Source organism: Sulfurospirillum sp. hDNRA2 (assembly GCF_024206095.2).
Taxonomy (GTDB): domain Bacteria; phylum Campylobacterota; class Campylobacteria; order Campylobacterales; family Sulfurospirillaceae; genus Sulfurospirillum.
In genome coordinates, this window is the sequence record NZ_CP159800.1 from 1,428,389 (window position 1) to 1,454,893 (window position 26,505).

23 protein-coding genes and 1 riboswitch are annotated in these 26,505 nt (G+C 44.1%); of the genes, 10 read left to right on the plus strand and 13 right to left on the minus strand.

Annotation, left to right across the window (positions count from 1 at the left end):
* The first annotated feature begins 25 nt into the window (after positions 1 to 25).
* The 4 genes from NL930_RS07210 to NL930_RS07225 all read left to right on the plus strand — a co-directional run bounded on the left by NL930_RS07210 (position 26) and on the right by NL930_RS07225 (position 4,170).
* On the plus strand, positions 26 to 1,375 hold the full coding sequence (locus tag NL930_RS07210; protein ID WP_254376159.1) for a deoxyribodipyrimidine photo-lyase: 1,350 nt from the start codon (positions 26 to 28) through the stop codon (positions 1,373 to 1,375).
* Between the two features lie 83 nt (positions 1,376 to 1,458).
* Positions 1,459 to 2,091 (plus strand): NAD(P)H-dependent oxidoreductase, encoded by a 633-nt coding sequence (locus tag NL930_RS07215; protein ID WP_254376160.1) that lies wholly within the window; start codon positions 1,459 to 1,461, stop codon positions 2,089 to 2,091.
* 115 nt (positions 2,092 to 2,206) lie between these two features.
* The gene (locus NL930_RS07220) at positions 2,207 to 3,439 is read left to right on the plus strand and encodes a putative DNA modification/repair radical SAM protein (protein ID WP_254376161.1); all 1,233 of its coding nucleotides are present in this window, start codon (positions 2,207 to 2,209) and stop codon (positions 3,437 to 3,439) included.
* The gene (locus NL930_RS07225) at positions 3,439 to 4,170 is read left to right on the plus strand and encodes a TIGR03915 family putative DNA repair protein (RefSeq protein WP_254376162.1); all 732 of its coding nucleotides are present in this window, start codon (positions 3,439 to 3,441) and stop codon (positions 4,168 to 4,170) included. Before NL930_RS07220 ends, NL930_RS07225 begins: the two co-directional genes overlap by 1 nt.
* Before the next feature lie 36 nt (positions 4,171 to 4,206).
* Here the strand turns inward: NL930_RS07225 and NL930_RS07230 are convergent, their stop codons facing one another.
* The 4 genes from NL930_RS07230 to NL930_RS07245 all read right to left on the minus strand — a co-directional run bounded on the left by NL930_RS07230 (position 4,207) and on the right by NL930_RS07245 (position 10,651).
* Complete coding sequence (locus tag NL930_RS07230; RefSeq protein WP_254376163.1) at positions 4,207 to 5,631, minus strand: efflux transporter outer membrane subunit; 1,425 nt, start codon at positions 5,629 to 5,631, stop codon at positions 4,207 to 4,209.
* Positions 5,621 to 8,749, minus strand: coding sequence for an efflux RND transporter permease subunit (locus tag NL930_RS07235; protein ID WP_254376164.1), 3,129 nt, complete (start codon positions 8,747 to 8,749; stop codon positions 5,621 to 5,623). The genes NL930_RS07230 and NL930_RS07235 overlap by 11 nt, the downstream gene beginning before the upstream one ends.
* Before the next feature lie 3 nt (positions 8,750 to 8,752).
* Positions 8,753 to 9,910, minus strand: coding sequence for an efflux RND transporter periplasmic adaptor subunit (locus tag NL930_RS07240; protein ID WP_254376165.1), 1,158 nt, complete (start codon positions 9,908 to 9,910; stop codon positions 8,753 to 8,755).
* An 84-nt stretch (positions 9,911 to 9,994) separates the two neighbouring features.
* Positions 9,995 to 10,651: a TetR/AcrR family transcriptional regulator gene (locus tag NL930_RS07245; RefSeq protein WP_256497187.1), complete on the minus strand. Its 657-nt coding sequence runs from the start codon at positions 10,649 to 10,651 to the stop codon at positions 9,995 to 9,997.
* 180 nt (positions 10,652 to 10,831) lie between these two features.
* On the opposite strand from NL930_RS07245, the gene motA reads away from it, so the two are divergent.
* From motA to NL930_RS07265, 4 genes are read left to right on the plus strand one after another with little or no spacing between them, the layout of a single operon-like run.
* On the plus strand, positions 10,832 to 11,605 hold the full coding sequence (motA, locus tag NL930_RS07250) for a flagellar motor stator protein MotA (RefSeq protein WP_039674352.1): 774 nt from the start codon (positions 10,832 to 10,834) through the stop codon (positions 11,603 to 11,605).
* A gap of 9 nt (positions 11,606 to 11,614) precedes the next feature.
* A complete protein-coding gene (gene motB / locus NL930_RS07255; protein WP_039674350.1) occupies positions 11,615 to 12,409 on the plus strand; it encodes a flagellar motor protein MotB in 795 nt (264 codons plus the stop codon).
* Positions 12,410 to 12,450: 41 nt separating this feature from the next.
* Entirely contained in the window at positions 12,451 to 14,286 is a 1,836-nt protein-coding gene (locus tag NL930_RS07260; protein ID WP_254376166.1) for an ABC-F family ATP-binding cassette domain-containing protein, read from the plus strand.
* A gap of 33 nt (positions 14,287 to 14,319) precedes the next feature.
* Positions 14,320 to 14,622 (plus strand): hypothetical protein, encoded by a 303-nt coding sequence (locus NL930_RS07265; protein WP_254376167.1) that lies wholly within the window; start codon positions 14,320 to 14,322, stop codon positions 14,620 to 14,622.
* A gap of 9 nt (positions 14,623 to 14,631) precedes the next feature.
* Here the strand turns inward: NL930_RS07265 and NL930_RS07270 are convergent, their stop codons facing one another.
* The 3 genes from NL930_RS07270 to NL930_RS07280 form a co-directional block, all read right to left on the minus strand.
* Positions 14,632 to 15,372, minus strand: a complete 741-nt coding sequence (locus tag NL930_RS07270; protein ID WP_254376168.1) for an MBL fold metallo-hydrolase — start codon at positions 15,370 to 15,372, stop codon at positions 14,632 to 14,634.
* An 81-nt stretch (positions 15,373 to 15,453) separates the two neighbouring features.
* Positions 15,454 to 17,061: a methyl-accepting chemotaxis protein gene (locus tag NL930_RS07275; RefSeq protein ID WP_254376169.1), complete on the minus strand. Its 1,608-nt coding sequence runs from the start codon at positions 17,059 to 17,061 to the stop codon at positions 15,454 to 15,456.
* Positions 17,058 to 18,107: an HD domain-containing phosphohydrolase gene (locus tag NL930_RS07280; RefSeq protein ID WP_254376170.1), complete on the minus strand. Its 1,050-nt coding sequence runs from the start codon at positions 18,105 to 18,107 to the stop codon at positions 17,058 to 17,060. Before NL930_RS07280 ends, NL930_RS07275 begins: the two co-directional genes overlap by 4 nt.
* Before the next feature lie 266 nt (positions 18,108 to 18,373).
* Here NL930_RS07280 and NL930_RS07285 point away from each other — a divergent pair, with 266 nt between their 5' ends.
* A complete protein-coding gene (locus NL930_RS07285) occupies positions 18,374 to 18,649 on the plus strand; it encodes a helix-turn-helix domain-containing protein (protein WP_041963405.1) in 276 nt (91 codons plus the stop codon).
* A 68-nt stretch (positions 18,650 to 18,717) separates the two neighbouring features.
* On the opposite strand, the gene zupT is transcribed toward NL930_RS07285, so the two are convergent.
* From zupT to NL930_RS07310, 5 genes are all read right to left on the minus strand, one after another.
* Positions 18,718 to 19,563, minus strand: a complete 846-nt coding sequence (zupT, locus tag NL930_RS07290) for a zinc transporter ZupT (RefSeq protein ID WP_254376171.1) — start codon at positions 19,561 to 19,563, stop codon at positions 18,718 to 18,720.
* Between the two features lie 20 nt (positions 19,564 to 19,583).
* Positions 19,584 to 20,387, minus strand: a complete 804-nt coding sequence (gene thiM, locus NL930_RS07295) for a hydroxyethylthiazole kinase (RefSeq protein WP_254376172.1) — start codon at positions 20,385 to 20,387, stop codon at positions 19,584 to 19,586.
* The gene (gene cytX / locus NL930_RS07300) at positions 20,366 to 21,577 is read right to left on the minus strand and encodes a putative hydroxymethylpyrimidine transporter CytX (RefSeq protein WP_254376173.1); all 1,212 of its coding nucleotides are present in this window, start codon (positions 21,575 to 21,577) and stop codon (positions 20,366 to 20,368) included. Before cytX ends, thiM begins: the two co-directional genes overlap by 22 nt.
* Complete coding sequence (gene thiD / locus NL930_RS07305; protein WP_254376174.1) at positions 21,574 to 22,377, minus strand: bifunctional hydroxymethylpyrimidine kinase/phosphomethylpyrimidine kinase; 804 nt, start codon at positions 22,375 to 22,377, stop codon at positions 21,574 to 21,576. Before thiD ends, cytX begins: the two co-directional genes overlap by 4 nt.
* Before the next feature lie 59 nt (positions 22,378 to 22,436).
* Positions 22,437 to 22,570: riboswitch (TPP riboswitch) on the minus strand.
* Between the two features lie 34 nt (positions 22,571 to 22,604).
* Positions 22,605 to 23,201: a GGDEF domain-containing protein gene (locus tag NL930_RS07310; protein WP_254376175.1), complete on the minus strand. Its 597-nt coding sequence runs from the start codon at positions 23,199 to 23,201 to the stop codon at positions 22,605 to 22,607.
* Positions 23,202 to 23,300: 99 nt separating this feature from the next.
* Between NL930_RS07310 and NL930_RS07315 the strand changes: the two genes are divergently transcribed.
* Complete coding sequence (locus NL930_RS07315; RefSeq protein WP_060826018.1) at positions 23,301 to 23,552, plus strand: helix-turn-helix domain-containing protein; 252 nt, start codon at positions 23,301 to 23,303, stop codon at positions 23,550 to 23,552.
* On the opposite strand, the gene NL930_RS07320 is transcribed toward NL930_RS07315, so the two are convergent.
* Complete coding sequence (locus tag NL930_RS07320; RefSeq protein ID WP_254376176.1) at positions 23,542 to 26,496, minus strand: cache domain-containing protein; 2,955 nt, start codon at positions 26,494 to 26,496, stop codon at positions 23,542 to 23,544. The genes NL930_RS07315 and NL930_RS07320 overlap by 11 nt on opposite strands.
* Between the last annotated feature and the right edge of the window lie 9 nt (positions 26,497 to 26,505).

Genomic DNA, 26,505 nt, shown 5'->3' on the forward strand with positions numbered 1-26,505 from the left:
TTCCAACTATCTTCAAGGTTAACATGTGAAAAAATTACTCTGGTTTAGGCGCGATTTGCGCATTGAGGACTCGATGCTTTTGGCGACAAAAGGCGAAGTTTTACCGCTGTTTATTTTCGATACGAACCTTTTAAACGTACTGGAAGCAAACGACCGTAGGGTTTCGTTTATTTTTGAATGGGTGCTAAAGCTCAAAGCCGACCTTAAAGCGATCGGACTCGATCTAGCCCTGTTTTACGGCACGCCTTTGGAGGTGTTTACCTACCTCAAAACGCTCGGATTTGAAGAAGTTTACGCCGCCGTCGATTACGATGCGTACGCCAAAGAGCGCGATAACGCTATCTCCTCGGTGCTTCACTTTCACGCACTTAACGACTGCTATCTTTTTGAACCAAATGAAGTGCTCAAAAAAGACGGCTCACCTTACCTTGTTTTTACCCCTTATTACAGGGCTTGTCAGCAATTTTACACACAATTTCACGCATTAAAATACGTAAAAGCCGATCAAAGCCTTGCAAACTACGACTACGACGTGCTTTGGAGCATTCAAAACGGCATTCAAACACCTTTACATGTCAAACTTGAAAGTCTTGGCTTTGCGTCTTTACATGTCAACATTTTAGAGCCTCAAAAAGCACTCGAACTCTTTACATGTAAGATCGATGCGTACGAAGAGAAACGTGACTTTTTGGATGCGGACGCCACATCGCACCTAAGCGTACATCTACGTTTCGGCACGATCTCGATTCGCGAAGTCGTGCGTTATTTGGTTGCGTTGAAAAAAGAGGGACACCCAACGGAACCATTTTTCAGGCAGTTAATCTTTCGCGAATTTTACGCTTACTTGCTTTACCATTTTCCCAAACTGGCATGGGAAAATTACAAATATTCCCCGCCTGTTTCCAATGACGATGAGGCGTATGAGCGATTTATCTTGGCTCAAACGGGCTATCCGCTTGTCGATGCGGCGATCACGGAGCTTCTAGAAACCGGCTTGATGCACAACCGCGCACGTATGATCGTCGGCTCGTTTTTTACCAAACATTTGATGTTGCCGTGGCAAAAGGGCGAAGCATTTTTCGCCAAACATCTTTTGGATTACGACGCAAGCGCGAACATTCTTTCATGGCAATGGTGCGCGGGAACGGGGATCGATCCGCAACCCTATTTTCGCATCTTCAACCCCTACGCCCAATCGTTGAAATTTGATAAAGAAGCCCGCTATATCAAACGTTATCTTCCGCTCTTGCGTGACGTATCTTCTGCGTCTTTGCACAACGAAGCGTATCTACTGCATCATGCTATTTCAGGCTATCCTAAGCCCATCATTGCGCACGAAAGTGCTCGAAAACGTTTTTTAGCATCCTTTGTCTAAATGAATTACATACCAAAAGTATCGTAAGGGTAATGAAAGTTTTTAATGACTATAATTTTTGCGCCACACTATAAGGAGACACTATGCTACAAAACGAGTTTTCAAAAGCTATGGACTTTCGTCATGCGTGCAAACTTTTTGACGAAAACAAAAAAATCTCTGATGAAAATCTGCGCTTTATCATGGAAGCCGCACACAATTCGCCCTCTTCTTTCGGAATGGAGCCTTGGAAATTTCTCGTCATCAAAAACGAGTCGCTTAAAGCCAAACTTCGCCCGTTTTGCTGGGATCAGCCGCAAATTACGACATGTTCGCATCTGGTCGTCATTCTAGCCGCCATTGACGCCGTCAAAGTCGAAAGCGGTATTCCGATGAAACGTTTCTCACGACGCGATATGCCGCAAGAAAAAAAAGACTTTTACATCAACCTTTATGCCAACCATCTCAAAGAGACGCTAAGCTCTGATACCAAGGTCTACGCATGGACGGCACGCCAATGCTACATCGCGCTAGGCAACATCATGACCGCGGCGGCGTATCTCGGTATCGATTCGTGCCCGATCGAGGGATTTGAAAAAGAGAACCTTGAAAAAGCGTTAGAGCTTGATACGAGCAAATACCAAGTTGCCATCGTCTTACCTTTGGGGTATCGCATCAACCCGCAACCCGCACACCTTCGCGTTCCTTACGATGAAATAGTCGAGATCATCGAATAACAATCAACGCGTCTCTTGCGATTACGCCCAAGAGACGCTCTCTCTTCTTCTCTCTTTTTCATTTCATTTTGAAATATTTTAGCCTTTACATGTAAAAAAGTTTTATCATGCGTGCATGAAACTAACCACCGAAGATAAACTCTCCCTCTTAGCAGGCAGTGCCAAATACGATGTCTCATGCTCCTCAAGTGGCAGTGAGAACAATTACAAAACAGGCGAGCTCGGCTGTGCGCACAACAGCGGCATTTGCCACAGTTTTACCAGTGATGGCAGGTGTGTTTCGCTTTTGAAAGTTTTGCTCTCCAATATCTGCATTTACGACTGTGCCTACTGCATCAACCGCGTAAGCAACGACATTCCTCGCACTGCTTTTACGCCAAGAGAACTGGCAGACCTGACGATCAACTTTTACAAACGTAACTACATCGAAGGACTTTTCCTAAGCTCTGGCATCATCAAAAACGAAGACCATACGATGAGCCTGCTGCTTCAAACCTTGCGTATTTTGCGCCATGAGTACCGCTTTAACGGCTACATTCACGTCAAGCTTATCCCCGGAGCTTCTAAAGAGCTTATCGAGGAAGCGACACTTTTGGCGCATCGTGTGAGTTCCAACATCGAACTTCCAAGCTCCAAAAGCCTTGCGCTTTTAGCACCCGATAAAACCAAAGAGACACTGCTCTCACCACTCAAACATGCGCGCGACATCACGTTGCAAAGAAGTAGTAAGCCGATTTCGATGAGCACACAGATGATCATCGGTGCGACAAGTGAGAGCGACTTTGAGATCTTGAAGCTCTCCTCATCGCTTTACCAAAAAGCGTTGCTAAAACGGGTCTATTACTCCGCGTATATTGCGGTAAACACCCACAAATATCTCCCCGTTCCAGAGCTTTCCAAACCGCCGTTACTTCGTGAACACAGACTGTATCAGGCGGATTGGTTGTTGCGCTTTTACGGCTTTAGCTACGATGAGATTTTGAGTGAAAACCAAAACCTTGACATCCAGTTTGACCCTAAAACCTTTTGGGCACTCTCCAATTTGCATCTGTTTCCCATCGACGTCAACCGCGCGCCCAAAGAAGTTTTGGTCCGCATTCCAGGGATCGGCATTAGAGGGACATTGAAAATTTTGCAAGCAAGGCGCTTTAAACAGCTCAGTTTTGAGGACTTAACACAGCTTAAAATCTCGCTCAAAAAGGCGCGCTATTTCATCGTTGCGGGTAAGGATTTTTACCGAAGTACCAGTCTTTACGAAGAGAAGATCAAACTTGCGCTTATTCATCAAGGAGAGAACATCATCCAACCGAGCCTTTTTGATGCGTCTATTTATACAGGAGAGCTGTGATGATCTTGCTGTACGATGGTACTTTTGAGGGTTTTCTGTCTTTGGTGTATGAGGTCTATTATGAGAAGTTACATGTAAACGCCATTGTCAAAAAACTCCCTGAAACACTTCTGTTTGAGCGCTTTCATGAAGTCTTTAGCGATGAAGCCAAAGCGCGCAAAGTCTTAGATGCGATCATCAAGCACTTCACTAAAGAGCAACAACGCACCCTTTTCAATATTTTTTTATGCGACACAAGGGAGCATGAAATGGCGCTTTTAGAGTACATTCGCATCGGGTTTAAAAACCAAAAAGAACTACAAAACATCAACAACCCCAACCTTTTTTACATCCAAACGCTTGAAAAAGAGTTGTTGAGTTTGGTGCATAAGATGTACGGTTTTACCCGCTTTGAAGAGCTAGACGATGGCACGCTTTATGCCAAAATCGAGACGAAGTTTAATATCGTTCCTTTTTTGGGAGACCATTTTTGCAAACGCTTAGGTACCATTCCTTTTATCATCCACGACGTTAAACGCGCTCTTGCTTTTGTAAAAAATGACGAAATACGAGAAATACGCTCTATTGCCGCTTTTGATGCACCGACAGTTTCAAGTGAAGAGGAGAAATTTAAAGCGTTATGGAAAAGCTTTTTTAAAGCCGCGGCAGTGCAAGAACGACTCAATCCCAAGCTTCAGAAAAACTGGGTTCCGCTTTTATATCGCATCTACATGTACGAATTTGACGCGTAAACGCTTGGCAGTAAACCAAACGTCTACGCATCTTTTTTATAACTCCGAAGTCTCTTTTTCAAAGGCTTGTTTATCGAAGCCGCCGCCTAAGGCTTTATAGAGTGAAATGCCGGAACTAATCAACGATTGTTTGGTTTGCACCAAACTTAATTGTGCCGCAAGATAGTTTCGTTTAGCATCCAGCAAGCTCAAATAGTCGCTGTATCCTTGCTCGTATTGTCGCTTCGTAAGAACATACACTTGCGAAACGCTGTCCAAATACGCCTTTTGATGCTCTAACTGTTGCGTCAACGTATGGCGTGAATTTAACGCATCATACGTATCTTGAAACGCTTGTTGCACCGTTTTAGCATAATTGATCTCGGCTAGCTCTTTGTTTGCTTTAGCACTTTCCACATTGGCGGAAGTTTTCCCCATGTTAAAAAGCGGTGTCGCTAAACTGCCGCCGAAACTGTGCATCGCCGATTGCGATTGGAAAAGGTTGGAAAGCTGCGTGCTTTCAAAGCCAAGCGCACCGGAGAGGCTAATGCTCGGAAAATACGCTGCTCTAGCTACGCCGATGTTGGCATTGGCGGCTTTGAGTTGCTCTTCGGCTTGAAGAATATCGGGACGCTTTTGCAAAAGCGATGAAGGTAAATCGGCGGGGACGACGATATCGTTCGGCAATTTACGATTCAACGTTTCGTGTGCAAACTCGGCAATGGCACGAGGCGATTTCCCGACCAATACGGCCAAAGCACTTTGTTGTAACGCAATCGATTGCGCTAGGGCGTCTTGGTTAATGCGCGCGCTATCAAGCGAAGCTTGTTCTTGTAAAAGCGTTGCTTTGGTAATCGCACCCGCAACGTATTGCGCTTGGTAACGTTTGAGACTCTCTTCTCTGGTTTGAATCGTCTCTTTGACGATATCGTACTGCTCGTATAAACTTAAAAGCGTAAAATAGCTATCGGCAACGCTAGCCGCCAATGCGATTTTAACCGTCTCTTTTGCCGCATACGTCGCTAATAAAGTTGCTCGTGCGGAAGCTTCGGCTTCTTTGTATTTACCCCAAAGATCCACTTCGTAACTGAGTACGGCACTCAACGAAAAATCGTTGTAAGTATTATGCGCTTTGGAACTAAACGTATCGGAACTCGTTCGAGTACGCTTACCCGAACCCTCGATATCGACACTTGGATAGCGATCGGACGTGCTAAGCGACAACGAAGCGCGCGCCAAAGAGATATTTGCCATCGCACTTTGGAGGTCGTAATTATTTTTCAACGCCTCCTCGATTAACGCAGAAAGCTTCTCGTCACGGTAGTTGTTCCACCATGAAGCGTCAAAGGAGGATACCGCTTGCACGCTATCGCTACGGTAAGCATCGGGCATAGCTTGTTCGGGGACTTTCAAGTCCGGAGAGAGCGAACATCCGCTCATCATAATGACCGCCAGTGCGGCGATATAAGTATTACGCGTCATGGCTCTCTCCTTTTTTCATAAATTTTTCGTTCAATTTTGCCAACCAATTGTAAAAAAGCGGTACAAAGAAAATCGCAATCGTCGTTGCCGCAATCATACCGCCGATAACGCCCGTACCGATTGCGTGACGACTTCCCGCACCTGCACCTGAGCTAATGGCAAGCGGTAAAACACCGATCGTAAAGGCTAAAGACGTCATGACGATCGGACGGAAACGAAGACGTGCCGCCTCAAGCGTCGCATCTAAGATCGATTTGCCTTTTTCTTGTGCTTGCATCGCAAACTCAACGATCAAGATCGCATTTTTTGCCGAAAGTCCGATCAGTACCAATAGACCGATTTGGAAATAAATGTCGTTACTGAGCCCTCGCAAATAAACCGCCGCAATCGCACCGAATACCGCAAACGGAACGGCGGTAACAACGGCTAGAGGCATCAACCATCGCTCGTACTGCGCCGCCAAAATCAAGAAGATAAAGACGATACCGAATAAAAAGGCTTGCGAACCGCTTCCTTCCATCTCTTTTTCCTGATACGACGTTCCCGCCCATGCGGTTGCGTAACCTTGCGGTGCAACTTCATTTACGACTTCTTCGATTGCTTTAATCGCATCGCCGGAAGTGTATCCCGGTTTGGGTTCGCCGACGATTTTAGCCGCGGCAAAGATATTGAAACGGTCCACGACGTCCGGTCCGACAATACGATCAAAACTCACCAACGCACTAATAGGGATTAATTTTCCCGAACTGGATTTCACAAAAACGTATTTTAAATCTTCCGGTTTTTCTCGGTAATTGACTTCCGATTGAACGTTGACCTGATACGTACGACCGAACAAGTTAAAGTCGTTAACATAGTACGAGCCGAATGTCGATTGAAGTGTTTTAAAAACATCTTTAATCGAAACGCCTAGTGCCTTGGCTTTTTCGCGATCCAGCGTAATTTTATACTGAGGTACCGTCGTATCAAACGTACTACGCACCATTGTCAATTCCGGTCTTTGACGCGCTTTTGCGACGATTTGGTTGACAATCTCCCCTAGCGAATCCAATGAACCGCCGGTACGATCTTGTAAATACATCTCAAAGCCGCCCGAGATACTAAGCCCCATAATCGGCGGAGGGTTCAAGGCAAAGATCGTCGCTTCGGGAATTTGAAAAAACGCTCCGGTTAACGAACCGCTCAATGCTTGAGAGTTTTGGTTTGGACTTTTACGTTCACTCCAGTCCTTCAAGTCGATAAAAGAGGTTAACGCATTGGTTTTTACCGCACCGCTGATAATATCAAAACCGGAGATCACGATGCTATAACGAATGTCGTTCACGGAGTTCATAATTTTACTCATATTGCCACCGACTTCTTGCGTACGAGGAAGCGACGATGCGGGAGGTAAAGACGCCGAAGCGATCAAAAAGCCTTTATCTTCCAAAGGAACGAGGCTAGAGGGTACTTTTTGAAAAAGCCCGTACGTGAGTCCCATGAGTCCAAAAAACAACATAATACTGATAAAACCGTGTTTTACGACCAATCCGACACCTTGAGTAAACCAGTCAGTCGAAAGATCAAAAAATTGATTAAATTTTTTCACGAACCAAAAAGGTTGCGGCTCTTTTTTCTTAAGAAAAATCGCACACAACGCAGGGGTAAGCGTTAAGGCAACCATACCGGAAATAATGACGGAAATAACGATTGTAATCGCAAATTGTTGATACATCGCTCCGGTAAAACCGCCCATAAACGATACGGGAATGAAGACGGCGCACAAAACCAAAACAATCGCGATAACCGGACCCGTGACTTCTTGCATCGCCTCGATCGTTGCGTCTTTAACGCTAATGTCCTTTCGTGAATGCAGAATCCGCTCCACGTTTTCAATAACGATGATTGCGTCGTCAACGACGATACCGATCGCAAGAACCAAGCCGAAAAGTGTCAAAAGATTGATCGAAAAACCAAGCGCATACATACCGGCAAACGAACCGATGATGGAAACGGGAATCGCCAACACTGGAATAATCGTCGCACGCATATTTTGCAAGAAAAGATACACAATCACGACGACCAACAAAAGAGCTTCGATCAGCGTTTTGATGACCTCTTTGACGGAAACTTGGATAAACGTCGTCGTATCGTAAGGAATACGATACTCGATGTTCTCGGGGAACGTTTTAGCAATCTTCTCCATCGCGGCATCGACTTTTTGAGACGTCGCTAACGCATTTGCACCCGATTGCAAATAAATACCGATAGGAACCATCGTTTGACCGTTTAACATCGCGGTAACGTCGTACGACTCGGCACCGAGTTCGATACGCGCAATGTCTTTGAGGCGAAGGCTTGATCCGTCTTTATTGGATTTTAAAATAATATTTTCAAACTCTTCAACCTTGTCAAAACGCCCTTGCGTCGTAACCGTATAGGTATACGCTTGAGAGGTCTGAGACGGTGATTGGTTAAACTTTCCGCTTGCAAATTGTGAATTTTGCTCGGAAATTGCGTTGATAACTTCCGTAGGCGTTAAATTGTATTTGGCCAATTGATCCGGCTGCATCCAAATACGCATCGAATAGTCTTGATTCCCGAACAATGAAGCATCACCCACGCCGGGGATCCTCTTCAATTCGTCGATGACGTTCACCAGCGCGTAATTGGCCATGTAAATACGATCATAGCTATTATTCGGCGAAATAATCGAGATAACTTTCAAAATCGTCGAAGACTTTTTACGTACCGTAACGCCTTGAGCCTGCACTTCGCTCGGAAGACTGCTCAACGCTGCTTGAACACGGTTATTGACGTTAATCGTCGCCATATCCGGATCGGTTCCGATTTTAAAATAGACATTGATCGTCAGCGATCCGTTGGACGAAGCGGTTGAGGACATGTAAATCATATCTTCGACACCGTTGATTTGTTGTTCGATCGGAGCGGCAACCGTCTTCGCAATCGTTTCGGCACTCGCTCCGACATAGGTTGCACTGACGCTCACTTGCGGCGGCGTCACTTCAGGGTATTCTTCGATCGGAAGACCTTTAATACCCATCAAACCCGCAATAATCACAACGATCGAAAGAACGGTTGCGAAAATAGGTCTGTTGATAAAAAATTTGGAAAACATACCTTATTCCTTTGTTTGGGCAACGTTAATAGGAGCACCGGGACGCAATTTGGTCAAATTATTCGTGATGACCGTGTCGCCTACATTTAACCCGCTTTCGATAATATACGTGTCGTTATGTACCGTTCCGGCTTTAACGGGAAGCTTATGCGCTTTGCCCTCTTTGACGATATAGACGTAAGAACCCGTTGCATCTTGTAAAAGTGCTTTTTGAGGAATACTGATCGCATCTTTGTAAACCAAACCTCCCACGTTAACGCGTACGAATAGCCCCGGAATCAAAATATGATTCGGATTAGAAAACGTCGCTCTGGCTTTAATCGTCGAGGTTTCGGCATCTACCGAATTATCGAGAAAATCAAGCGTTCCCTCTTTTGCATACGCCGATCCGTCCGGTGTCAAAAGACGAACGGGAAGCTTTGCTTGTGCGATACTGTTCCAATTTCCCGTTCCCATCACGTATCGCTTTTTGAGCAATTCAATATCGGGAAGCGAAAACTCGACATAAATCGGATCAATCTGCGTGATTGTCGTCAGGGTCATCGTATCGCTATTAGACCCGACGTAACTTCCGATATCTTGAGTATTAAGACTCGTCATGCCCGAAATCGGCGCTTTGACTTTCGTATAATTAAAATCAATAGTCGCTTTTTTAAGTGCCGCTTGCGATGCTTTGAGTGAAGCGATGGCTGATTCGTATGCCGATAAAGCACTGTCGCGTTCTTTTTGAGAAACGGCGTCTTGTGCAAATAAGGTTTTAATACGTTCCCAATCACGCGTCGCTTGTTTTAACGTGGCTTCTTTGACACCCACGTCCGCTGCCGCTTCTTGCATTAACGCTTCGTAACGCTCAAAATCGATTTGATAAAGCATTTCGCCGGCTTTCACGAAATTTCCTTCCGTAAAATACTTTTTCTCCAAAATACCGCTTACCCGAGCAACAACATTAATTTGTTGAATACTCCTAATTTTAGCGGGGTACTCTAGCGAGACCGGAACGTCGCTCGCAACAACTTTATACGTTGCGACGGATAAAGGCGGCATCGCTTGTGCGGCCGCGGTTTTATGTTCCGAACCGCTACATCCACTCATCCAAAAGGTTCCTAATGTTGCGATTAAGGCATACGTTGCATACTGTAAAGACATCTTTGTGTTTATCATATGTTTTACTCCGTTGTTTAGTGTAATGTATATTACATTACATTTTGTGGCGAATTATATCCCCAAAATGTTAACAAGTCAAGCCTACAATCGTTGCAATCCTTTGACAAAAATGGTCACGACTTGGCGCAACGCTCGTTCTTGTTTTTCGTGTGAAATATCGATCTTCGCACCGACAAGCCTTCCGAATATAAAAGGGTCTTTCAGTGCGTGTAAAAATTGTTCCGCACATAAAAGCGTATCCTCAACATCGATTCTTCCTTCTTTTTTTTCGCGGTCAAAATAGTCGCTAATGACTTTTTTAGGACGCATCATGACTTTTTGCATGACTTGCTCGCTAAAAGGAAGATCGTCCAAATAACCGACCGAAACAATCAAACGATGAAATAAAACGGCATCGTTTTCAATCACTACGCGTAAAAATTCATGACCGATCATCGTTAAAAACGCTTCCAAACGCCCCTCGTAGCCTTGACTCATTTTGGACCACTCGCCGAATAACTCTTGTGATTTTGCCTCAAGTGCCGCAATGAATAATTGCTCTTTATTGCCGAAATGCTTATAAAGCGTTGCCAATGAACCGCCGGCGACTTTAACGATATCGCACATACTTACGTTTTTATACCCTTTTTCAAGAAACAAACGATAGGCGACATCAACGATTTTAGTACAGCGCGATTCGGCTTTCGTGCTTAATTGTTTAAAAAAAGAGTTAAAAAAGCAACATCCTTCTTTATTCATTCCTTCGAACCTCCTTGCACGGTTTTTCAAAATTATACAGTTTTATTGGCTTTAAACAAAAACTTAGCCTAGGAACTAAGGAAGATTGTTATATTATTCCCGAAATTATGTAAATTTTTTTGCATTTTTACCGATAGTATTTTTTAGCAATTAATATTGAATCAGTTTGGAGCACAAGGTATGGATTTAACCGTCATCTTAGGCATGTTGCTTGCCGTTACGTCGATCTCCGTGGGTGATCTTTTAGAGGGCGGCAATCCCGTTCACGTTTTACATTTTACCTCTTTTTTGATCGTGGTTCCAACCGCTATGGCATCGGCCATGACGGGCACGACCCAAGAAAACGTTAAAGCTGCTTTTAAAGAATTTAAACTCGTTTTTAAAAAATCCCCTATCGATCTTCACGCACGCATTAAACAAATCGTCGATTTTGCCATTATCGCCAGACGCGACGGTATTTTGGCGTTAGAATCACATGCCAACCAGATGGAAGACGAGTTTTTCAAAAAAGGCTTAAGCATGGCGGTTGACGGTACGGAAGCGCACGAAATCGAAGAGACGCTGGAAATTATGATCGAACAAACCGAGGAATATTACCACGGTGCGGCGCACTACTGGCTTCTCGCCGGTGAAACCTGCCCCGTTATGGGACTCGTCGGTGCCGTTTTGGGTTTGATCCTTGCACTTCAAAAACTCGATAACCCCGCCGAAATGGCAGCAGGTATCGCGGGTGCGTTTACCGCAACGGTTACGGGTATTGCGGGTGCTTACATGTTCTTAGGCCCTTGGGGAAATAAGCTCAAAGGAAAATCACACGATTTTATCAAAGAAAAACATGTCATTTTAGCCGGTATTTTAGGCATTTCGCACGGCGACAATCCGAGAACTTTAGAGATGAAACTTCTCAACTACCTCTCTCCGCTTGAAGAGAAGAAAAGTCAATTCGATAAATAAGGAAACTTCGTGGGTAAAAAATGTAAAAAGTTAGAATGCCCCGCCGGTGAAAAATGGGCCGTTCCTTATGCTGACTTTCTTAGCCTTCTCTTAGCGCTTTTTATCGCACTTTACGCGCTTGCTTCCGTCAACAGCGAAAAGATGAAAGCCCTCAAAGAAGAGTTTGTTAAAATTTACGATTACAGTGCCAAACCCGAAGAAGCCAATCCCGTTATTCGCTTAAACGCCAAAGCCGGCGATGCGGCAAAAGATAAAGACAAAGGCAACGCGGGGGGCGTATCGACGCAACTGGACGAGATTGCCAAATTGGCCGAAATGATTGAAAAAATGAACATCGGCGAAGGCTCTTTGGAACAAAAAATCGACGGCGCAATGCTCAAACTCCCCACAAAGATGTTATTTGCTCCGGGCTCCGCCGACATTACCAACAGTGATTCGATGCTTTTCTTAAAACGCGTTTCGGATATTATCTCAATGTTACCCAAAAACGTCGACGTCGTCGTGAAGGGCTACACCGACAATACGCCCGTACCGAGCGGCAGTAAGTTTCAAGACAATTTAGAGCTCTCAAGCGCGCGCGCCAATGCCGTCATTCGCGTTTTAATTAAAAACGGCATTGCGCGCGATCGCCTGAGCTCCGCCGGATACGGCGATACCAAACCCGTTGCAAGCAACGATACGCAAGAAGGTCGAGAGAAGAACGGTCGCGTCGAGTTTACGATGCGCATCTCAGGTCCCGATAATTCCGCCAAAAAAGAGTCTATCCTCGATACGCTTAATACCATCAATAAAAAAGCAGAATAGTTTCGACTATTTTGCTTCATCTCTAACACGAACGAGTTTTTATGATTCAAGTCAGTCATTTGTATAAACATTTCGGCGAACAAAGCCTTTTTGAAGATATTAATTTTAGTTTAGGAAGCGGCTATAAAGTCGGCTTCGTCGGACGAAACGGTTCAGGAAAATCCACGCTTTTTAAAATACTTTTGGACGAAGAAGAAGCCGACGCCGGCGATATTTTGATTCCAAAAAACTATACTGTTGGAACGCTTCGCCAACATATCCTCTTTACGCATCAAAGCGTTCGCGAAGAGTGCGCTTCCGCACTCAAGCACGAGGAAGCCTTTGACGTGTACAAAATCGAGAAGCTACTTTTCGGTTTAGGCTTTACGCAAGACGATTTGGACAAAGACCCGATGAGCTTTTCCGGCGGTTATCAAATTCGCCTTAACCTTGTCAAACTTCTTGCCGCCGATCCTAACATGTTATTGTTGGACGAGCCGACCAACTACCTTGACATCGTCTCGATGCGTTGGCTTAAAAATTTTCTCAAAGAGTTTAAAGGCGAGCTGATACTTATTACCCACGATCGCGATTTCATGGACGCGGTTTGTACGCATACGATGGGACTCAGGCGTCGATCGCTCAAAGTGATCGAAGGCAATACGCACAAATACTACGCCAAACTGGAAGAAGACGATGAATATTACCTCAAAACCAAAGCCAATTTAGACAAAAAACGTGCCGAATTGGAAGATTTTATTACGCGGCAAAAAGCCAAAGCTTCTAAAGCCGTCATGGCGCAAAGCAAGGCAAAACAACTCGATAAAATGGGCGAAATGGAAGATTTGGAAGCGGAGAGCAGCCTTACTTTTACGTTTAATTACAAAAAAACGCCGGCGAAAATTATGTTGGAAGCGCACAATCTTACGTTCGGATACGATGCTGCGAAACCGCTTTTCAACAACCTTTCGTTTAAACTCGAAAAAGGAAAATGCTTAGCGATTATCGGTAAAAACGGCAAGGGAAAATCCACGCTCCTTAACCTTTTAGCGGGGGAATTAAACCCTCAAGAAGGTTCGCTGTATTTTCATCCGGAAACGACGCATGCGCATTTCGGGCAAACCAATATCCAAAGGCTTAATCTTAAAAATACGATCATCGACGAAATCTACGAAACAGACCCGCTTCTTGGAATTACGCGCGTGCGTTCGATTTGCGGAGCGATGATGTTTAGCGGTAAACTTGCCGAAAAAGAGATAGCAATTCTCTCCGGAGGCGAACGAAGCCGCGTTATGCTCGGTAAAATTATCGCAACGCCCGCGAACCTTCTTTTCTTGGACGAGCCCACAAACCATCTTGACATGTACTCCATCGACGCTCTTTGCGAAGCGATTAAAAGCTTTGAAGGATCAACCGTTTTAGTCACGCACTCCGAGGCGATGCTTCGAGCATTAGCCGATACCTTGATTATTTTTCATCACGATAAAGCGGAGTTTTTTGACGGAAACTACGATACGTTTTTAGAAAAAATCGGATGGGAAGAAGAATTTGACGACACACCTAAAAAAGTCATATCGAGCGATTATAACGAGATCAAAAAGCGACGTACCAAGCTGATTCAGGAGAGAAGTAACGCCCTATCGCCTCTGAAAAAAGAGATCGAGCGTTTAGAACATAAAATTATCGCGCTTGAGGAGCGCATCAAAAACACTAACGAAGCCCTTGTCGTTTGTTCATCAAGCACTAACGATTTGTCGGAATTGCAACGTCTTAGCAAAATGATTAAAATCGACGAAGAAGAGCTTGAAAAATTTTTCGAAACGTTTGAATCGTTACATGTACGTCACGATTCACTCTTTGAAGCCTATGAAATTCAATTGAAAAACATTGAAAATTAGTGTAAAATTGCCAAAAAAGCAAAGGTACACACGATGCAAAATTTAAAAGAACTCCTCTTGGAAAACGGTTGCTCGCCGGAGTTTATCATTGACGCCATGCGCTATGAGCATCTTTTTAAAGGAGACGTCGACGCCTTTCTCGATACCGTCGAAGATATTTTGATGAACGAAGAAGAGTACGATGAAGAAGCACTAGACGATGAGGACGATTTTGACGAAGAGGAAGACGATCCTATTTATCAAAGCGAGTACAATTACGAGGGCAACGAAGACGATATCTATTTTGAAGACGAAGACGGCGAAGAAGCCTTTGAAGACGACGAAGAAGAGGAATAATCCTCTTCTTCACACCTCGATATTGAATCCTTGCTCGATGTAAGGATACGCTACCTTGATTTTTTTCTCACGTATCGGCAATAATGTTTGACAACTTGCATGAATAAAATAGCCCTTTTGCGGCTCGATTCGGCGGATCAATGCCGCGGCGGTTTGAGGCGTACAATGTTTTTTAGACAACATCCCGTCACTATAGCACGCATCGATAAAGAGATGGTCGATTTTTTGAGCGTGTAAAAACGTAAGCATCGTTTCTTCGATGTCGCCGCAATCGGTCAAATACGCCGCCGTTTTCGTTGCGGTACGAATCACATATCCCAAAGTCGGCTTCGAGTGTACAAGTGCAACCGCCGTAATCGTGACACCTTGAATTTTAACGCTTTGTAAAGGATTTAACACGCGGTACTCCAAAGCATCTTTGCGCACCAATAAATCCCCAAAACCGTCGGCATCGTCGGGTATATAGCACGGAATAGTCGTAACGGATTTACGAAGACGCATCAGCCCCAAACAATGATCGGCATGAAAGTGCGTTAAAAAGACGGCACGAATCGTAACGGTATTGAAGCGATCCATGAGCGCATCGTATCCGGCATCAAACAAAATCACGCTTCCGTCGTCTAAGGTGAGATATGCCGACGTGGAACGATTGCTGATTCCTTGTTTCCGCGCCTCTTGACAAACCTTACATGTACATTGATGAAGCGGAATACCGCCCGTGTCCGAAGTTCCTAGAAATTCAAATTTCACGCATTCCCTTTAAAAAAGATGTGAAATTATACACGAAAAAGAGGATTCAAGCTTCATACTTTACGTATGAAGCTCGAAGAATTATCGAAACTGCCCTAGCTTAGTATTGAGATTTTCCGCTAACTTAGAGAGATGATCGGCCGCAGAGGCGATCTCTTCGACGCTTCTGGCATTTTCACTCGTAATCGCGTTGATATTGGTGACAAGATCAACGATCTTATCGGTATCTTTAGCAATCTTATGAGAATTATCGGCACTCACGCCGACCGATGCTACGCTTTCGTTCATGACCGAGGTCGTAGAGATAATAGTATTTTCGACATTGGTTGAAACCGAAGCTAGATGACGAATGTTTTGGGCGTTTTTACTCATCTTGTCCGAAGAGTTAACGATGGATTGAACGATGACGTTAATCGTTGCGTTAATCTCGGTTAGAGACGATTGGGTACGTTCGGCAAGTTTACGTACTTCATCGGCAACCACCGCAAAGCCTCGTCCGTGCTCTCCCGCACGAGCGGCTTCAATGGCGGCATTGAGTGCAAGCAAATTGGTTTGATCGGCAATATCGGAGATGACGGTTAAGATCTCTTTGACCTGTTCGGCATCTTTACTCATCTGCTCCAATTGTCCGGCAAGCGCACTTTCGGCTTCACTGGCAAGTTCGACTTCATTTTTCAGTTGGATTACTTCATTTTTGGCGGCTTCGAGTTTATTGCCTGCAAGGGCGATACTTTGTTTCATCGATTCGGAGAGGATCGCCGTTTCTTGAACAAACTTTTTAATCGATACGATCTCTTCAATCGTATTGTTAACGATCACGGTACTGTTTTCGGCGTTTCTGCCGATTTGCATACTGGTGGTAGAGAGTTCATGCGAAACCGAAGCGTTTTCGCTAGAAGAGCGTTTAACGTCTTCGATAATATGCTCTAAGGTATCCACCAGCGTATTAAAGCTATTGACGATCTCTTGAATCTCATTCTTCTTACCGTAATGGATACGAAACTTCAACTCTTTTTTTTGAACGAATCCACTGATACTATCACGTATCAGATGCACTCCTTGCATAACGTTATTACGGATCATCACGCCTAAGACAATCACGCTCAAGGCTACGATTAGGGAAAGTCCTATCATCATCGACGAGGCGCTATTCTTTTCTGCAGCCGCTTCTTGCGATTCACGTAATGCATCTTCTTGGACATCGTCCATATGCTCATCCGTCGTCTTCGTAAGCGTTTGAGGCACTTCTGCCGTAGCGGCGATCAACTGTTTAATTTCTTCTTTTTTACCTTCTCTTGAAAGGGTAAAAATTTTGTTCACGATCTGGGTATATTTTTTAAAATACTCTTTTTCTTTTTCGTAATAACCTCTATCTTTAGTATCGGAAATGAAACGTTCGTAATCGTGATTGGCTTTTTCAAAATCGCGTTTATAGCCGTCAAATTTTTCTTCCAACACTTTTTGCGTTTTAAGATCATCACTTTCTATATGCTGTAAAGCAACAATGCGCATGCGATACATCGCTTGCTGTAAATCTCCGATCAGTAAAATACTCGGTAAGGAATTGACGTTACATGTATTGGTCTTGGCATAGACGTGTTCCATCTTCGTCATCCCGATGCTAAAAACGGCGATAATGCCTAAAATTGCAATGAGAAGCATGGTAATTAACTGTTTTGAGATACTCATAAATTGACCACTCCTTTGAGGTATTTAATATTCTTTTTTTTATGCAAATACGGTTCAAAATCTTCCCATGTTCGGAACGAAAAATCATTCAGATGAAAATGGGTCAGACTAATGTCGATCCCCTCAAATCCTAAACAGAGTTTTTCTTTAACCTCTTGAGTGTCGACATTCATATGGTGCGAATTCAAGATCACAAAATCATCGCCGTAGATACGAAAAATCGGCGCATGGTCAAAGAGAAGTTTGAGCCTTAAAAACGTCTCTTTCAAAAGATGATTTCCCGCTTTCCAACCGTAATAATCGTTATAGCAATGCATGTGATGCATTTCTATCAAGTAGCAGCAAATACACTCGTTTTCACCCCGTTGCATTAAAAAGTAGTTCAAATAATCGCTGGAATATCCCGTCGTGATTTTATCTTTGTAGAAAAACGCAAAATACTCTTCTTGATGATACGATGTCGGAATTTGATGAACGCTTGTAAGCTCTTGTTGGGTTTCAAAAAAACGTACGGCGGCTTCAACGACGCGCGGATCAAATTGCGTATTAGAGCATCGTCGTAACTCGTTTAAGGCTTCGTTTTTGCTTTTTCGCGGTTTGTAGATACGGTTGGTCGTCATAGCGTCAAAAGCGTCGGCAACGCATAAAATGCGCGAGATCAGAGGAATAGCATCGCCTCTGAGTCGATCGGGATAGCCCGTCCCGTCAAACGATTCGTGATGATGCCGCACAATAGGGACATGGTCTTTTAACGCGGAAATATTTTCAATGATTTTCACGCTATCAATCGCATGACGCTGCATAATAATAAGCTCTTTTTTGGTAAAGCGTTTGGGTTTTAAAAGAATGGATTCGGGGGTTAAAAGCTTCCCGACATCATGAAGTAAACCGGTTTCGTGCGCTAGAGTCTGTTCTTTGGTATCCATGCCCAAATTTTCTGCAATTTTAGAAGCATAATAGGCGACTCTTCTTGAATGTCCGGCCGTATAAGGGTCTTTCTCTTCCAAAATCGTATTGAGCATATGGATGGCTTCGCGATAAATCATAATACCTTCTTTTGTGTACGTATACCTACGTTTTTCTAATGAGTTTAATTGAGAAAGAAAGCTAAATACTCTATTATAGTAGATAAATATGCATTTTATTTCAAATAAAATTAAAATGATATTAATTTGACATACGTAATCATTTTCCGTCTTACTTTTAATCGTAAAATCAATCAAAACTCAAACACTCTACTATGGTAGATTGATTGAAGTCGTTTATCGGTATAAACTCACGCATGGAAAATTAAAAGCATTAAAGAAATTTTATGAAAAAAACACTAGAGCATTTTCAACAAGAAATAGAATATGACAGTACAGAAATGCGAGCGTTTTTTTTAAGCGTCGGGCGGCGCATTCAGGCTATTCGTAAAAAAAAAGGCATTAGCCAGCTCGAACTTTCGAATATGCTTGGATTTAAGTCGACTTCATTAATCGCCGGAGCGGAATCGGGATACCATAACATTAAGTTTTCTTTAGAACACCTCTACAAAATTTCTAAAGCGCTTAATGTCAGCATCAAAGAGTTTTTCGACTTTGAATAAACGCAGTTCCGTGCACTTAATGATTGACGTTTACCGTTACATGTCAGATTGGAATCACGTCTGAGATGTTAAATTAATTTGAACGCAACCAAGCTTATTGCCATTACAAACATACCTAGAACAATGCCGAAAATCGTCGTATGTGCATTACCGTACACGCGCGCTGAAGGTAAGAGTTCGTCAAAAGAGATATATACCATGATGCCCGCAACCACGCCAAACGTAATGCCTAACGTCAGCTCGCCCATGATCGGAAGTAAGAGAAAAAATCCTACTATCGCGCCGATAGGCTCCGCTAAACCTGAGAGAAAAGCGTACCAAAACGCTTTTTTACGATTTCCCGTCGCATGATAAATCGGTAACGAAACCGCCATTCCCTCTGGAATATTGTGAATTGCGATCGCAAGCGCGATCGTTAAGCCGATAGTAACGTTTTCGACCGCGGCGATAAACGTCGCAAACCCTTCGGGAAAATTGTGAATCGTGATCGCAAGTGCCGTAAAAATACCCGTACGATGCAGTGCCGAATGATTGATGGGCGTTTGTGCATTTGTTTCGTGAAGAACGCTCAGTTCTTGGGTTGATTTGAGTTCGTGAGGATTGACGTCTTCGGGGATCATTTTATCGATCAAGGCACTGAGCGCAATTCCCGCAAAAAAACAGACCAACGCAATCGCTTCGCCCTTAACGTCACTGTGAAAAAGCGTAACAAAGGAGAGTTTAGACTTATTTAAAATTTCGACGAATGAAACGTACACCATCACGCCTGCGGAGAAACCGAGTCCGATCGATAGAAACGTATGGCTTTTATTTTTAGAAAAAAAAGCAATTAACGCACCAAAACCGGTACTAAGCCCGGCTAAGAGCGTTAGTAAAAAAGCGGGAAAAAATTGCGCAAACGTTATTGACTCCATTCTCGCTCCTTTTTGCGAGATTATAACACGTTTTGAATACGTAAAAAACGATGAAGCGTCGCTGCGTCCATCTTACTGATTTCATCGATCAACGAAACGCGAAAACTGCCTGTGCCTTTGGTTTTATCCGCTAATTCGGAAGCTATCGCCATCGTCGAAATACCGGCAATAGCCGAAATCAACGCATCGCTTTTGGTTCCTAAAAAACTACCGATCAACGAACTCGTCATGCATCCCGTGCCCGTCACTTTCGTTAACAACGCATCGCCGTTTTGCAAGCGATACGTTACATTGCCGTTTGAGACGATATCTTCTTTACCCGTAATCGCAATCGTACACTGAAGTTTTTTGGCTAACGAAGCGGCGATCAATCCGCCGTCTGCTTCATCATCCAACGAATCGACGCCGGAGCTTTTCGCTTCCAATCCCGCAATCGTTTTGATCTCCGCCATATTGCCGCGAACGACGTCCATGCGTACATGTCGCAATAATTCTGTAACGCTTTGAAGGCGAAAGGGTGTCGCACCCACACCCACGGGGTCTAAAACAACGGGAATCTGTTTTGTATTCGCCTTGCTAGCGGCCTTTTGCATTGCTTCGAACGTTTGGGCGTTGAGTGTTCCGATATTTAGAACCAAAGCGTCGCACAAAGAGACCATCGCTTCGACTTCTTGTAACGCGTCCGCCATAATAGGCGATGCGCCGATGGCTAAAACCGTATTGGCACAATCGTTGACCGTCACGTAATTGGTAATATGGTGAATCAAGGCGCGTTTATGCGCTAATGCTTCAAAGAGTGCCTTTAGTTGTTCTTTAACGTCCATGTTCGAACTCCTTTCCTAAGCGTAACAAACAATAAAAGCGTCACGATCATCGTCGGTAACGTCGACCCCAAAATAAAATCGAGCGTTAAAAAATAATAATAGACGATAATCCCCGCAATCCAAATAAAAACATACCCTACATGTAAGCGTAACGTTTCATCGATACGTGTATTGCCGAAGAGAAAATAATCGCTCAGCACGATCGCAAATAAAGGAGCAAACACCGAACCGATCGCATACAAAAAGCTTTCATACGCCTCAATCGGCGTTAAAAGCGCAACGCCTAGTCCTATCAACGTCATGACTAAAGCGATTGAACGTTCGGAAAATTGCGGAAAAAGATTTCGAAACGTTACTCCGGCGGAATAAGCGTCCAAAAATGTCGTCGTTACGGTTGAAAGCAAAACGATACCCAAAGCGAAAAATCCTAAATTTAACGCGTTCATCATGCTGGCGACACTTGCGTCTTGTGCATACAATGCCATCGCCAAACCGATCGTGTACATCAACGAACTACCGAGAAAATAGCCTAAAAAACTACCGATCAAACCGCGCGTTTTATGCGCCGCAAAGCGCGTATAATCGGCAATCAACGGTAACCACGAAAGCGGCATGATCACGCAAAGTTCCAACGCCGCGCCAAAGCTCATCTCACCGGTCGAAGGCAAGGAAAAAATCTCTTGCTCTCTAAAAACGACAAAACACAATAGAAGCGTCAAACCCAAAAGCAATACGACTGCAATAACGTTCAATCGCGTAAAGCCCTGTTTGCCCAAAGCAATCCACAGCAGGATTAAAGCGGCAATCACGATCGTCCAAACGTGAAGATTTTCGATTCCCCAAAGAGAAAAGCTTAACGCGTCGGCGGCTTTGGCACCGGAGAGCATCATCACTGCCGTCCAGCCTAAGAGCTGAAGCATATTTAAAACGGAGAAAAGATACGATCCGTATCTGCCGAACGCTATACGCGTCGAGGTCATCGCCCCTATTTTGGCGTTAAACCCGATCATACCGCCCAAAATTAAAATCGCTCCGCCGATCAGATGTCCGATCACGATCGCCCATACGCCTTGTATAAATCCCAAAGGAGCCAAAAAAGAGCCCGTTAAAATCTCCGCCAAAGAGATCGCGGCACCAAACCACAGCGCAAAAAGGCTCCATCCGCCCAAAACGGTTTTGTCGCGCGTCATACGTCCAACCCCGCTTTGCGATACAGTGCGTAAAAATGATGCACCGGTCCCACACCCTGCCCCAAGGCAAAACCGTGTTCAATCGCTTCGGTAATATAGGCTTTTGCTTCTTCCACCGCCTCTTTGAGCGGATAGTCTTGGGCTAAATAAGCCGCAATCGCCGATGAGAGCGTACAACCCGTACCGTGCGTATTACGCGTGTGTAAGCGCGGCGAATGTAATTCGAAAAAATGCTCTCCGTCATACAAGACGTCGATAGCGTCCGCTTCCAAATGGCCGCCTTTGACTAAAACGTTCGAACATCCAAGCGCGTGTAAATCGCCTGCGGCACGGCGCATCTTTTCCAAAGAATCGATACGATAGCCTACGATGACTTCCGCTTCGGGTAAATTGGGCGTAATCAGCGTCGCCATCGGCAAGAGTTCTTCAATCAACGCTTTTTTGGCTTCGGGTTGTAACAGATCGTAACCGCTTTTGGAAATCATCACGGGGTCGACGACAAGCGGCGGCAAGGCATAGCGTTTTAATGTAGAGACGATTGCGCGAATCGTCTCGGGGCGCGATACCATACCGATCTTGACCGCATCGACGCGAATATCGTCGAAAATGGCTTCGATTTGACGTGTAATGACATTTGGGGTCACGTCTTGAACGTCAAAAACGCCTTGCGTATTTTGAGCCGTAATCGCCGTAATAACGCTCATACCGTACGTTCCGTTCGCACTAAAGGTTTTCAGATCGGCTTGAATGCCCGCACCTCCGCAGCTATCCGAGCCGGCAATGGTTAAACAGTGTTTCATACGCTATCCTCAAAAAGAGAGTTCAACGCTCTGATGCAATAAGAGAGGGAAAAAGTACGGAGGAATTTTTGATGCTTGCCTACGCCGGTATTATCCGGATCAGGTCTCGACCGAGCAAAAGACTCGGCTTTGAGGATCAAAGAATCGTCATTCTTTATCTCAGCCGGTTTAACCGGCTCTCCTAGCATAAGAGTTTCGGATAATTGTACTCTGATTTAGCGGAATTTTCAAGGCATAACGCATTCGATGCGGTTTTTCCCTTTCTCTTTCGCTTCGTATAATGCGCGATCGGCGCACTGAACGATCGCTTCGGCACTTAAAGAATGGGAAAAAAGGCACACGCCGACGCTGATACTAATCGGTATGTTCTTATACGTTCGCAAAGCGTCTTGAATTTTTTCGATAACGACAAAAATATCCTCCCGATCGATCAGCGGACATAACAGAATAAATTCGTCGCCTCCAAAGCGAGCCAGTACGTCGCCTTCGCGTAACTTTAAGTTACATTCATTGACGATATGCACTAAAACTTCGTCACCGAAAAGGTGTCCGTGTGTATCATTTATCTGTTTAAAATCATCCACGTCTATCATTAAAACGGCAGAAGAATTATGGTAACGATGTAGTAGTCTTAAATGATATTCCAAAATTTCAAGAAAATAGCGTCGCGTGTAGGCTTGAGTTAACTCATCTTTTTGCGTCAGCTCATTGAGGTAAAGCATTTTTCGTTTAAGGGAAACAATGATTTTGATGAGGAAAAGCAAGACGGAAACAAAAAAAATACCCGCTACGACCATAATACTAAAACAAAAATTATCGATCATCCTACACCGTACCATACTGTTTTAATTCACTATAGGGAATTTTAAAAACATTTTAACCGTTATAAACTTAGATAATACTTCACTATAGGGAAAATTATCATGCTGGCATTTAGAGATTTTTTACCGGACGAGATTCAAGCGTTTCACCGCTTGATTGCCCGTAACGTTCAGCATATTCGTAAAGAAAAAAAGATGACGCAACTCGATCTAGCCCTGACGATCGGGCATAAATCGGTCAGTACGATAGCCAAAATCGAAGCAGGATTGGAGAATAAACACTACAATATCGAGCATTTGTATAAAATAGCAACGATTTTAGAAGTCGATATTTGCGATTTTTTTAAACCGTAGTTCTTTGGCGTATCCATTGGCGTAAGTCTTCGATGCTCATCGGTTTTGCGTACAAATAACCTTGACCTTGAGCGCAACCGTGTTCTGCCAAGAAGCGTTCTTGCGCTTCATGTTCGATTCCTTCCGCCAAGGTCGTAATCTTCATACTACGTGAGAGCTGAATAATCGAATCGGCAATCGCACAAGCATCTTCATGATCCGGAAGATCTTTAACAAACGACATGTCGACTTTGAGTTTGTTGATCGGTAACTTTCGTAAATAACTCAAAGACGAATACCCCGTACCGAAATCGTCAATCGCGATATTAAGCCCCAAGCTTTGCATCTCTTTTAAAAGCATAATCCATCGCTTAGGATCGTGCATCAAAATCGACTCGGTGACTTCCATTTCAATCACGGACGGATCGATCTTGGTCTCGTCTAAAACCGTTTTAAGGGTTTGAAGAAAATCGCTAAATTCAATTTGCACACCCGAGATATTCACGGAAACCGTCCCGCTAAAAAGCCCCTCTTCGTGCAATGCGACCCAATCCAAACAGGTTTGTCGCAACACCCATGCTCCGATTTCGACGATCAACCTCGTCTCTTCGGCATACGCGATAAAGCGTCCCGGAGCCAAAATACCCTCCAAAGGGTGCCGCCAGCGAACGAGTGCTTCCACGCCGACGAGTTCACGTGTTTGAAGATCGATTTGCGGTTGATAATAAACCAAAAATTGTTCCTCTTTAACCGCTTCGCGAAGCGCGTTTTCCATGCCGATACGCTCGTACGAAGCGACGGTCATATCGATCGTATAGAAAGCATAGGCGTTTTTGCCGGCGTCTTTGGCTTTATACATTGCCGCATCGGCATTTTTAATCAGTGTTTCGCCCTCGGTTCCGTGATCGGGATATAAACTAACGCCGATACTTGCCGTTAAAAAGAATTTTTGATCTTTATTGATAAAAGGCTCTTCAAAAATCGTCTGAATCTTACGCAAAATCACTTCGACTTCAGCGCGTTCGTTGATTGACTCGATGACTAAGACAAACTCGTCTCCGCCGATACGAGATAACGTATCGCAGTGGCGAATTTTATGCTGCACGCGAAGGGCAAACTGCTTTAATATTTCGTCGCCGTAACTGTGCCCGAAGCTGTCGTTGATCTTCTTAAAATTGTCCAAGTCCATAAAACAAACGGCAATCATTTGCATATGCCGTTTGCTGTTTTCAATCGCATGGGCAATTCTGTCGTTTAACAATAAGCGGTTAGGAAGTCCGGTTAAAACGTCGTTGTGCGCTAAAAATTCGAGGGCCTTTTCCGAGGCGATTAAACGCTCTTCATTGGCTTTTTTCTCGGTATTGTCGCGCGCGGAAACAACGTAAGCGGAAGGTAGTTTGTCGCCTTGTTCGTAATAAGGAAAATATTTTGCATGTAAAAAACGCTTGCCGAACGACGAGAGCACCCAATATTCGGATTCAAACGTTTCACCGCACAAAACTCGATCGCTCATGGGCTTTAGCGTCTCGGCAAAATACTGTTCTCCAAAAAGCTCGGGCATCGTATGTCCGACGATTGCCTCTTTTTCTTTATCAAAAAAGCTTAAATACGCCTCGCTAATTGCCAAATAGGTATAATGACGATCAATAAGCGCTAAAAAATCTTCAGAACTCGAGACGATTTTCTTATACTGCTCAAGATGTTTATTGCTATGTATTTTTGCCGTCAACATCGTGTTAGCATGAAGTGCCAGCTCTTCAAACTCCTTGAATTTTAACGATTGCGTATCGATCAGACGGTCTTTGCTCGATAAGGAATCGAAAAAAGCGATAAACGTTTCAAAATCTTTACGCAAACGACGGTTAAGATAAAAATAAACCGTCCATACCGTGGCGATAAAAAGCAAAATCCAAATACCGATCGACGAAAGCATCGCCTTAAGCTCGTCGTACATTTTAGCTTCCAATTGCGCGATGTCTTGTTCTATTTTATCGACGTAAACCCCGGCTCCGACATACCATCGCCAATCCGGATAGGCTCTTACGTAACTTAGTTTCGGCAAGGCTTTTTCGTTTTTCAACGGAGGCATAACGTATTCGACAAAACCGCCTCCTGATTTGGCAGTTTGAATCAATTCTTGAACGACCCGTTTGCCTTGTGCGTCTTGAGTATCGTACATGTTACGATTCGGCGCGGGATACGAAAGCGAAAAACCCTCCCACGTACCGATAAACACATACCCGTCTTGTTGATCGTCAAAATGAAAGCGTCGCTCATCCGCCAAAATCTCTTGGCGTATTTGTGTCTCCGAATCTTCGACGTAATAGCCTGTTCCGATCAACCAGTCAAAAGGTTCGAACCGTTTAACATACGAGATTTTTTTATGGTTGTCGGCTTCTTCAAAAGGTTTGCTCCAAAGGTATTCGTAATAACCTTCCGACATCGTTTGGGCAATATCGATCATGCCTTTGGCAATACATCTTCCTTCGATATTGTGCACGTTGAGAAGTGTTTTTCCTTCCATCTCGGGATGATTGGTCAAAAGCATTGCCGTGCCGTTCAAATCAAGAATAAAAAAATACCCTTTATTGTGCTCGTAACGCAACATACGAAGCGTTTGAATAATGCGCTCTTGGATTTGTGAGGGGGAGTGTTTATCTTTGTTCTCCTCGTATATGTGCACCGCCACATTGTAGGCTTCATCCACGCGCGCACGAACGAGACGTTGGGTATTGGCATAGGCCGATCGGCGCTTTTGGTCGATCTCTTCGATGAAGCGATTGACCTCTTTTTGCAAGAGCTCTTTTTGCGTCTGAAAATAGCTCTCCTTCAAGGCCGCAACATCGTTATAAAATTTATGTTTGATGTTGTAAAAACTAAAGCCGAAAAACGCAACCGAAAAGAGTAAAAAAACCGCAATCGCCATCAAGTGGAAATAGCGGAAAAAACTTAATTTTTGACTCACTGCGCTTCC